At 67.0% G+C, this 10,112-nt stretch carries 10 protein-coding genes; 3 read left to right on the forward strand and 7 right to left on the reverse strand.

Annotation, left to right across the window (positions count from 1 at the left end; translation table 11 throughout):
* Nucleotides 1-69: 69 nt before the first annotated feature.
* Genes JOZ00_RS00900 through JOZ00_RS00925 form a run of 6 tightly spaced genes read right to left on the reverse strand, consistent with a single transcriptional unit; the run spans nucleotide 70 to nucleotide 5,044 of the window.
* On the reverse strand, nucleotides 70-525 hold the full coding sequence (locus JOZ00_RS00900; RefSeq protein WP_293338514.1) for a MaoC family dehydratase: 456 nt from the start codon (nucleotides 523-525) through the stop codon (nucleotides 70-72).
* Nucleotides 525-1,637: an acyl-CoA dehydrogenase family protein gene (locus tag JOZ00_RS00905; RefSeq protein WP_293338516.1), complete on the reverse strand. Its 1,113-nt coding sequence runs from the start codon at nucleotides 1,635-1,637 to the stop codon at nucleotides 525-527. Before JOZ00_RS00905 ends, JOZ00_RS00900 begins: the two co-directional genes overlap by 1 nt.
* Nucleotides 1,638-1,643: 6 nt before the next feature.
* Nucleotides 1,644-2,042 carry a Zn-ribbon domain-containing OB-fold protein gene (locus tag JOZ00_RS00910; protein WP_293338518.1) on the reverse strand — a complete coding sequence of 133 codons (399 nt, stop codon included), beginning with the start codon at nucleotides 2,040-2,042 and terminating at the stop codon, nucleotides 1,644-1,646.
* Entirely contained in the window at nucleotides 2,042-2,590 is a 549-nt protein-coding gene (locus JOZ00_RS00915) for a MaoC family dehydratase N-terminal domain-containing protein (protein ID WP_293338520.1), read from the reverse strand. The genes JOZ00_RS00910 and JOZ00_RS00915 overlap by 1 nt, the downstream gene beginning before the upstream one ends.
* On the reverse strand, nucleotides 2,587-3,804 hold the full coding sequence (locus tag JOZ00_RS00920; RefSeq protein WP_293338522.1) for an acyl-CoA dehydrogenase family protein: 1,218 nt from the start codon (nucleotides 3,802-3,804) through the stop codon (nucleotides 2,587-2,589). The genes JOZ00_RS00915 and JOZ00_RS00920 overlap by 4 nt, the downstream gene beginning before the upstream one ends.
* 4 nt (nucleotides 3,805-3,808) lie before the next feature.
* Nucleotides 3,809-5,044: a cytochrome P450 gene (locus JOZ00_RS00925; protein ID WP_293338524.1), complete on the reverse strand. Its 1,236-nt coding sequence runs from the start codon at nucleotides 5,042-5,044 to the stop codon at nucleotides 3,809-3,811.
* Between the two features lie 159 nt (nucleotides 5,045-5,203).
* On the opposite strand from JOZ00_RS00925, the gene JOZ00_RS00930 reads away from it, so the two are divergent.
* Nucleotides 5,204-6,673 (forward strand): aldehyde dehydrogenase family protein, encoded by a 1,470-nt coding sequence (locus JOZ00_RS00930; protein WP_293338532.1) that lies wholly within the window; start codon nucleotides 5,204-5,206, stop codon nucleotides 6,671-6,673.
* On the forward strand, nucleotides 6,670-8,865 hold the full coding sequence (locus JOZ00_RS00935) for a CoA transferase (RefSeq protein ID WP_293338526.1): 2,196 nt from the start codon (nucleotides 6,670-6,672) through the stop codon (nucleotides 8,863-8,865). The genes JOZ00_RS00930 and JOZ00_RS00935 overlap by 4 nt, the downstream gene beginning before the upstream one ends.
* On the opposite strand, the gene JOZ00_RS00940 is transcribed toward JOZ00_RS00935, so the two are convergent.
* Entirely contained in the window at nucleotides 8,859-9,053 is a 195-nt protein-coding gene (locus JOZ00_RS00940) for a hypothetical protein (RefSeq protein WP_293338528.1), read from the reverse strand. The genes JOZ00_RS00935 and JOZ00_RS00940 overlap by 7 nt on opposite strands.
* Nucleotides 9,054-9,157: 104 nt before the next feature.
* On the opposite strand from JOZ00_RS00940, the gene JOZ00_RS00945 reads away from it, so the two are divergent.
* Nucleotides 9,158-10,066, forward strand: a complete 909-nt coding sequence (locus JOZ00_RS00945; protein ID WP_293338530.1) for an alpha/beta hydrolase — start codon at nucleotides 9,158-9,160, stop codon at nucleotides 10,064-10,066.
* Nucleotides 10,067-10,112 lie beyond the last annotated feature (46 nt).

Here is a 10,112-nt window from a genome sequence, read left to right on the forward strand (position 1 = left end):
GGCCGGATTCCTTGGAGAACTCCGTCTGGCCGATGCCGACGATGGCGCAGCTGCCGGGCAGCGAACCACTCATGCGGCCGTCCCGTCGAGCAGGCTGACCACCGCGGTTCCCGAGACATGATCGCCGAGGCTGTTGGACGCCTTGAAGGTCACTTCGACGAAGTTCTCACCGCCTGTCCCTTCAGTTTTGCCGGCCACGCTGCCGGTGAAGCGCAGGGGATCATCGGGAAAGCATGGCACCCCGAGGCGGATCGACAGCTTCTTGACCATCGCCTCGGGCCCAGCCCAATCGGTGAGGAAGCGCACGCAATAGCCGTTGCTCGTCAGGATGTTCATGAACAGATTGGGCGAGCCCTGCTGCTTGGCGTACTCGCGGTCGTGGTGCACCGGCATGAAGTCGCGCGACGCGATCGCGCCGGCGACGATCATCGTTGTGGTGATGGGTATTTCGAGGGGTGTCACCTCGTCGCCCACCTCGATGTCCGCCCACTGCAAGGTTTTCGTGCGGGCGTTGGTGATCGTCATCAGTGTCCTTCCGAATATGTGCTGCCCAGGCAAGCCAGCTGCTGGGCGGCCGGACCGAGGGTGAGCTCGTTGTGCTTGGCCCAGAGGAAATAGCGGTGCAGGGGATAGGTGACGTCGATCCCGATTCCGCCATGCACGTGTTGGGTGGTGCTCGCGACGCGGGCACCGGCATCGGCCGCCCAGAACTTCGCGATGCGGGCCGCCCGATCGGCCGGTCGGCCATGCGCGATCAGCCAGGCCGCATGCCACGTCGTCCACCGGATCGCCTCGACATCGATGAACGCATCGGCCATCCGTTGCTGCACGGCCTGGAAGCTGCCGATCGGGCGCCCGAATTGCTCACGCCCGCTTGTATACTCGGCGGCCATCCGCAACGCCCGGTCGGCTACGCCGAGCTGGATCGCGCACAGCGCGACAAGAGCGCGGGTGTGCAGCTCACCGATCGGACAGTCGAGCCGGTCGGCGTCGGAAACGGTTGCGCCGTCCAAAAATACGTCGGCGTGCGGTTCGCGGTTGGTGGTCGGCACGGGACGGACCTCGACGCCGGGGGCGTCGGTCGACAGCAGGAACAGGCCCACCGCACCATCGTCGGTGCCGGCGGGTATCAGCACGGTGTCGGCGAGTTGGGCGGCCGCAACGAGTTCCTTGACGCCGTCCAGCCGCCAGTCCGACCCGTCGCGCCGTGCCGTCGTGGCTGGACGCGAGGGGTCGGAGCGGCCGGGCTCCTGCAAGCCAGCACTCAGGATCCGCCTTCCCGCAACGACTTCGGGCAGGAAGCGCTGCCGTTGCTCCGCGCTGCCGTAACGGGCGATCGGGTCCGCGCCCAGCGCCAGCGTCGCGTAGGCGGGCACCGGAGCGACGCCGGCACCGACCTCGGCCAGCAGCACCCCGAGCTCGACGAAGCCGTCGCCCGAAACGCAGGAGCCGCCCACGTCTTCCGGTAGACCCGTCCCGAGCAGGTCGGCCGCCGCGAGATCTTGCCACAGCGCGCCGTCATAGCGGCTTTCGCCGGCCTCCAGTTCGGTCAGGCGTTCGGGGGTGGCCCGTCGCTCAAACAGATCCCGGGCCAGTTTGGCGATGGTCTCCTGCTCTTCGGTGAACGTGAAGTCCATCGACACTCACCCGGCCGGCCGAAACTGGTGCAGCACAAGGTCATTGTCGAATGCCTGGAAGAAGACCTCGACCGGCATCCCGACGGTGACGTCGGCCGGGTCGATGTCGCACAGGTTCGACACCAGCCGCACCCCTTCGGCGAGCTCCACCAACACCACGATGTAGGGGTAGTCGAAGAACGGGACTCGCGGTTCGTGCGGCATCACGTAGCTGTAAACGGTGCCGCGGCCCGACGACTGGACCGGCTCCCAGTCCAGGGAGCGGCAATTCGGGCACATGGGCCGGGGCGGGTTGCGCAGCGTTCCACAACCGCCGCAGCGTTGGATCAGCAGCTTGTGGTCGCGCAGCCCGTTCCAGAAGAACTCGGCGTCCGGGCTGATCGTCGGCGCCAGTCGGGACGCCATCAGGATGCCGGCCTGAATCGCAGCACCCGGAATCGCTGGCGGCCCAGCACTTCACCGTTCTGGTCGGTATAGGTGATCACCCACGTCAGGAAGAAGCCGCTGCCTTTGGCCGTCTTCTTCTCCGCTGACACCTCCTCGAAGACCGACGTCGCGCTGATGACGTCGCCGAGCCGCGGATAGCGTTCGATCTCGAACTCCGAGTTGGTCGCCACGGTGCTGCTGTAGCCGGCCTCGTCGAGGAAGGCCGTCGGGTTGTCCTTAATCTCCATGGGCGCCCCGCCGCGTTCGCCGATTCCCTCGAGCTTCGGCGACGGCATGGTCCAGGTCTGCAGCATGACCGGCGGCGACACGATGCCGCCGAACCGCGACGCGGCCGCGAACTCCGGGTCCAGGTAAACCGGATTCATGTCGTCGAGCGCGTACGCCCAGTGCCGGATCATCGGCTGGTTCACCGGATCCGGTGCCACCGTTGGCTTTCCGGTGCCACCGGTGGCCTGGCCGACAAGCGCCCGCAGCTTGGCTTGGAACTCGGTTTCTGAATCGGTCACTGACTCTGTCCTCCTGATTTGTCTTGACCGTCCCGTGGAGCCCTAAGGTCACGAGGTGCTCGCGGCATGCCCAATCCGGCCATGGCGATGATGTCACGTTGAATTTCGTTGGCGCCACCACCGAACGTGTTGATCACGGCGAAGCGGTAGGCGGTTTCCAGGGCCCCACGCAGCGGCGCGTCGGCACCGCGGCGTATTCCGTTGTGGTCGAGCACTTCCAGCAGCTGGCGGGCGACCTGCTGGGTCAGCTCGGTGCCGAACACCTTCGCTGCCGAGGCCTCGCCCATGTTGAGCACACCCTTGCTCATCGCCGCGTTGACGCGCAGGTTCACCAGCTTGTAGGCGGCGACCTGCGCTTCGACCCGGGCGAGCGCGAGCTGCACCCACGGCTGGTCGATGACGCGGCCACCGTCGAGCTCGGTGCTGGTGGCCCAGTCCAGCGTTTTGTCGAACAGCGGCTCGAGCGCGCCGAGATTGCCCAGGGCGGCGCGCTCGAAGTTCAACTGCGTGGTGATCAGTTGCCACCCTTGGTTCTCCCCTCCCACCAGAGCGCTGGCCGGCACGCGGACATCGTCGTAGAAGGAGTAGAAGGTGGAGACGCCCGGCATGGTGTGCAGCGGCTGCCAGGAGAAGCCCGGCGACGAAGTGGGCACGATGAAGATGGAAATGCCCTTGTGCTTCTTCACGTTCGGGTCGGTGCGGGCGGCCAGCCAGATGTAGTCGGCGTAGGCCGCGCCGCTGGTGAACATCTTCTGGCCGTTGATGATGTAGTCGTCACCGTCGCGCACGGCCGTGGTGCGCAGCGAGGCCAGATCGCTTCCCGCGCCGGGCTCGGAATAGCCGATCGCGAATTCGACGCTGCCGGACAAGATCGCGGGCAGGAACTGCCGCTTCTGCTCCTCGGTGCCGCACTGCATGAGCGTCGGCCCGACCGTGTTCAGCGTCACCAGCGGGATGGGCGCGTTCACCCGCCGCGCCTCTTCGGAGAAGATGAACTGCTCGACAGCCGAGAAGCCCTGTCCACCATATTCTTTGGGCCACCCGACGCCAAGCAGGTTGGCCGCGGCCAAGGCCTGCACGCATTCGCGTACCGCGGGGCCGCCCTCCATGCGTTCGTCGATCGCGGCGGTGCGTTCGGGCGTCATCACCTGCTCGAGCGTGGCGCGGATCTCGGCGCGCAGCCGCTCCTGCTCGGGCGAGTATTCCAAGTCCATCTCCTCAGGCCCCCGACAGGCGCACCGGCATGCGCTTCACTCCGGGTACCATGGTGGCCCGCATCCGGTCCACGTCCCCGACCAGTTCCAGCCTGGGAAAGCGGCGCAGCAGTTCGTCGAACAGCACGGATGCCTCCAGACGGGCCAATTGCGCACCGACGCAGGAATGTTCACCGCACCCGAAGCCGATGTGCGGGTTGGGATGCCGGGTCACCTTGAACTCCTCCGAGTCAGCGCCGAAGATGTCCTCGTCCCGGTTGGCCGAGCCGTAGAGCATCACCACCACGTCACCCTTGGCGATCCGCTGGCCGCGAATCTCGATGTCGGCGGTCGCGGTGCGCGCCATGTGGACCACCGGGCTGTTCCAGCGCAACATCTCTTCCACGGCGGCCGGGATCAGTCCGGGATCCTCGACCAGCAGCCGGCATTGGTCGGGGTGCGCGATCAACGCGCACGTGCCCAGCGCGATCAGATTGCGGGTGGTCTCGTTGCCGGCCACCAGCAACAGGAACGCGAAGTTCAGCAGGTCTTCGTCGGTGAGCGAGATCCCGTCGATCTCGGCGCCGGCCAGCACCGACAGCAGGTCGTCTCGCGGCTCGATGCGCCTTTCCGCGATCAACTTCTGGAAGTACTCGTACAGCTGTCCGCTCGCCACCAGCGGGTCAAGCTCGATCTCGGGGTCGGCGGATCCGGTGGCCGCGTCCGACCACGCCCGGAACTGCTCCCAGTCGTCGGGTGGTGCGCCGATGAGCTCGGCGATCATCCGGGTCGGCAGGGGAGCGGCGATCTTCTCGGCGAACTCGTGCACGGACCCGGGCTCGATAGCGTCGAGGATCCCGCGCACGATCTCGCGGATCTTGGGCTCCAGCACGGCCACTCGCCGGCGGGTGAAGCCCGCGTTGATCAGCTTGCGCATCTGCCGGTGCCGCGGCGGGTCGGTGAAGATCAGACTTCCCGGCTGCACCGGGCTCGGCATCGCGGGATCGGGGATGGTGATGCCCTGGGTCGACGAGAACAGCGTCGGGTTGCTCGACACGAAGCGGATGTCCTCGTACTTGAGCAGCGCCCAGAAGTTGGTGACGTCGTTCCAGCAGACTGGGGCCTTCGCGCGTAGCTCCCGGTATGCGGGATAGGGGTCGCCCGCGTAGAAATCGGGTGAGTGCAGGGGAAACGTAGTCTGCACGGGCAAACCTCCCTGGGGAAGATCGGCGAGATCGCCGATCCGACAGATTGATGTCATCTGTCCTGCGAACCGTGTCTACTCTGTGGTGCCTGCCTATGTCAATAAGGGAGACAACATGCTGAAGGAGGCGGCAATTCGCCCGATTGGTGATTGACGCCCGTCTCGAACGGGTGAACACTGTGTCCCTAGATGACCGACGTTCGGGTGAGGAAGCAGATGGCCGAGCTACAGCCCCCGGGACCACTTGTCGACGCCTATCAGCTCTACATCGACGGTAGATGGGTTGAGCCGGAGGATGGTCGCTACGACGATGTCTCGCCGGCCACCGAGCAGTCCTTCGCCACCGCCCCCGACGCCAGCGTCGCGCAGGTGGGCCAGGCGATCGCGGCCGCGCGGCGCGCGTTCGACGACGGGCCGTGGGCCTCGATGAGCCTCGAGGACCGCGCCGGTTGCCTCAGCCAGCTCGGCGACGCGTTGATGAAGCACGCCGACGAGTTCTTCGCGCTGTCCCAAGCCGAGTGGGGCTGCATCGCCAACGAGCGGGTGATGCAAATCGACGGCGCCGCATACATGTCCATGTACGCCGCCCAGCTCACCACGCAGTTGACCGAGGATGCGGTGAGCGGGATCAGCGCGGGGACCACCCTGCTGCGACATCAGCCGCTCGGCGTCGTGTCGATCCTCACGCCGTGGAACTTCCCGCACTGCCTCAACGTCATGAAGCTCAATCACGCGCTGGGCGCGGGCAACACCGTCGTGCTCAAGCCCTCGCCCCTGACACCGGTCGCCGGGCTGGCGCTGGCGCGAATCATCGATGAACACACCGACATTCCGCCCGGTGTGGTCAACGTCGTCACGCCATCCGGCGTCGAGGCCGCCAAGCTGCTGACCACCGATCCGCGAATCGACATGGTCAGCTTCACCGGCAGCTCGCTCGTCGGCCGCCAGGTTATGTCGGCCGCTAGCGACACCATGAAGCGGATCCTGCTGGAGCTGGGTGGCAAGTCGGCCAGCATCATCCTGGACGACACGGTGGTGACCGACGAGATGCTACAGCAGATGCTTTTCGACTGCTGCTCGCTGCACGCCGGACAGGCCTGCATCCTGCACAGCCGGCTGCTGCTTCCCGACTCGCTGCACGACGACGTCGTCGACCGGCTTGTCGCGCTGGCCCGCGCGGTCAAGGTCGGCGACCCGGCCGACCCCGAGACGCAGATGGGTCCGCTGATCAGCGCGGCCCAGCGCGAGCGGGTGGAGGCGCACGTCGCCGGGGCGCGCAACGACGGAGCCAAACTGGTGACCGGGGGCGCTCGTCCGGCCGGCCTGGACGTCGGCTACTACTTCGAACCGACCATCCTCACCGAGGTGGAGCCGAATTCCACTATCGCGCAAGAGGAAGTCTTCGGGCCGGTGCTGACGGTGCTGCGTTACCGCGACGACGACGACGCGGTCGCGATCGCGAACAACTCCAAGTACGGACTGTCCGGCGCGGTGTGGGGTGGCGACGTCGACCGGGCCGTCGGTGTCGCGCGCCGTATCCGCACCGGACAGATCGCGGTCAACGGGTGCGGACCAGGTGGTGCCCCGTTCGGGGGCTTCAAGTTGAGCGGATTCGGGCGCGAGGGCGGTGGAGTCGGCGGCCTGCATCAGTACATGGAACCGATGGCCATCGGGGTTCCCGCGTGACGGAACCCCTCGCGGGGCTCCACGTCGTCGAAATCGCAAGCGAGATCTCCGGCCCTTACGCCACAAAGCTTCTCGTCGACCTCGGGGCGGAGGTCACCAAGGTCGAGCCGCCCGGCGGAGACCCGCTGCGCCGGTGGGGTCCGTTCCCCGGCGGAGTCGCGCAGCGCGGCGGGCTGTTCGAGTACCTCAACGCCGGCAAGCGCTTTGGCACGCTTGACGACGCCCGCGAACTGATCGCGGATTCGCACCTGCTCGTCGAGAATTTTCCGCCCGGAACGCTGGACGGCTGGGGATTCGACGTCGACAGCCTGGCCGAGCTCAACCCAAACCTGTTGCTGCTCCGGATTTCTCACTTCGGGCAGACCGGCCCGTGGCGGGACCGGCCCGCCACGTCGCTGACCGTGCAGGCGGCATCGGGCTGGGTCAGCCGCCGCGATCCCGACCGCCCGCCGGTGCAGGTCGGCGGCCGCATCGCCGAATACGTCGCGGGTGCCTATGGCGCGCTGGGCGCGTTGACCGCGCTGCGACTGCAGCCGGCCGGCCGTATCAGGGAAGTCGACGTTTCCGAGTTCGAGTCGCTGCTGTCGACCCTGCCGTATCCGATGCTGATGGCCAAACGGATGCGCAGTCTCGGCCTGCCCACCAACGTTCGGTCGGCCCCGATGCTGGGGGTGATCCGCGCCGCCGACGGCTGGGTGGGGATCAACTGTCTGACCGGTCAGCACTGGCTTGACGTATGCGCGATGCTCGGCCTGCCCGAGTTCGGCGAGCAGCAGATCGCGGTCATGCTGGGCGGCCCGGAGCGCGCCGAATTCTATTCTCGCGCAGAGCCGTTGCTGGCCGAGCAAGCGGTCGCGGAGATCGTCGAACTGTGCCAGGCGTTGCGCATACCGGCCGCCCCGGTCAACGACGGCGCCACCATTGTCGAGTGTCCGCAATACGCCAAGCGGGGTTTCTTCATCGATGGCGGGGGATTTCAACGGCCCGGCAAGGCGTTTCGCTTCACCGAAGGCCCGGCGGCACAACCCGGCCCGGCATCGCATCGGACGTCCCATCCTTTCGAGGGACTGAAAGTGCTTGATCTGAGCACCTTTTGGGCCGGCGCCTACCTGACCTGTTACCTGGGTGCGTTCGGTGCCGACATCGTCAAGGTGGAATCCATCCAGCGGCCCGACGGCTTTCGCTACTCGGGCGCGTTCCCCTTCGAGGGCGACGACTGGTACGAGCGCAGCGCGCTGTGGCAGGCCACCAACCTCAACAAGCGCGACCTCACGCTCGACCTCACCTCGGAGCGCGGGCTGACGATCGCCCGGCGGCTGGCCGCACAGGCCGACGTCGTCGTGGAGAACTTCTCGCCACGAGTGGTCGAGCAGTTCGGCCTCGACTACGAGTCGTTGGTGGCGCTGAAGCCCGACATCATTGCGGTCCGGATGCCCGGCTTCGGCCTGCAGGGGCCCTGGCGCGACTACGTCGGATGGGCGTTGAACTTCGAGCAGACCGCGGGGATGTCGGCGATCACCGGCTACGCCGAGGGGCCGCCGTGCAACCCGCAGGGACCCGCCGACCCCGTCGTGGGCGTGCACGCCGGCGTCGCGCTGCTGGCCGCGCTCGAGCACCGGCGCCGCACCGGGCAGGGGCGGTTGATCGAGGTCGCGCAGATCGAGGTCGCCGCGTGCGTGACGGCCGAGCCCGTGATCGAGTACTCGATGAACGGTGTCGTGGCGGCTCGGGAAGGCAATCGCCGCCGCGGCTACCTGCAAGGGGTGTATCCGACCAACGAGGACGACGTCTGGGTAGCGCTGTCCGTGCCCGACGACGGCGCGGTCGATCACGACTTGTTCGACGAGCTGGTGGCCGGCTGGACCCGCACGCAGTCACCCGGCACGATCCTGGAAACCCTTCGGGTGCAAGGTATTCCGGCCGAGCGGGTGATCACCGGCGACCAGATGTATGACATACCCCAACTCGACGGGCGGGGCTTTTACGAGGAGTTCGAGCGTCCGATCAGCGGAGCCCACCGATATCCGGGCTGGCCATTTCGCATCAGCCCCGGGCCGACTCGTCACCACCGCACACCCGCGCCGACGCTCGGCCAGCACAACGACGAGATCCTGCGCGGCCTGGGCCTGTCCGACGACGAGGTGGCAGGCCTGCGCCAGCAGCGGGTCATCGGCGAACGGGTGCTTCAGTAATTCCTTCTTGGCGGCGGATACACCGACCTGGCGATCGTCGCCGAAATCCATCCGATCAGCCAGCCGGCACCGACCAACAGAAAGGTGTGCAAGCGATCGGGGGACCAGACCGCAACCAGGGCCAGAATCACGGCCCACACGAGCGCGCAAGCGATGCTGTAGGAGGTGTAAGTCTTTCGCGATGGCATGCAAAAAGCGTATGCCCGTATCCCGCGGATGCCGCCGGCAGAATTCATCCACAGCAAAGACGTGAGCTTTTTGTAAAACCCCGGTCACATGCAAAGCTCTGGGCATGGCTTTTGACATCGCCCGCCCGAAACTCGAGGGCAACATCGCGGTCGGCGAGGACCGCCAGATCGGCTTCGCCGAGTTCGGTGACCCGCAGGGCCGGGCGTTCTTCTGGCTGCACGGCACACCCGGTGCCCGCCGCCAGATTCCCACCGAGGCCCGGCTCTACGCCAAAGAGCACGGCATCCGGCTGATCGGCCTGGACCGCCCCGGGATTGGTTCGTCGTCGCCCCATCGGTACTCCAACATCCGGGCCTTCGCCGATGACCTGGGGACGATCGCGGGCATTCTCGGCATCGACAAGATGGCCGTCATCGGCCTGTCCGGCGGCGGCCCGTACGCGCTCGCGGCTGCCGCGGCGATGCCCGACCGGGTGGTGGCGGCGGGGATCCTCGGCGGCGTCGCGCCGTTCCTCGGCGACGAGGGTGTCACCAGTGGGCTGATGAACCTGGGGAAGCGAGCGGCGCCGCTGCTGAAGCTGGGCGGCGACCCGTTGCGGTTCGGCGCGAGCCTGCTGGTCCGGTCGATCCGTCCGGTCGCGAACATCGCCTTGTTTTTGTACGCGGCGATTTCCCCCGAAGGCGACCGGCGCCTGCTCACCCGGCCCGAGTTCGGGGCGATGTTCCTCGACGACCTGCTCAACGGCAGCCGCAAGCAACTGGCCGCCCCCTTCAACGACATCATCCTGTTCACCCAGGACTGGGGATTCCGGCTTGACGAGGTCAAAGTCCCGGTCCGCTGGTGGCACGGCGACAGCGACCACATCGTCCCGTTCGCCCACGGCAAGCACGTCGTGGAGTTGCTGCCCGACGCCGAATTGTTCGTGCTGCCCGGCGAAAGCCACCTCGGCGGGCTGGGCCGCGGCGAGGAGATCTTGTCCTTGCTGACGAAGCTCTGGGACGAACAGCCCTGACGAGCGCGGCACGACGACGCTGGGAGTAGCCTGCTGAGGTGCTGCT

It is taken from the genome of Mycobacterium sp. (assembly GCF_019243155.1).
Taxonomy (GTDB): Bacteria; Actinomycetota; Actinomycetes; order Mycobacteriales; family Mycobacteriaceae; genus Mycobacterium.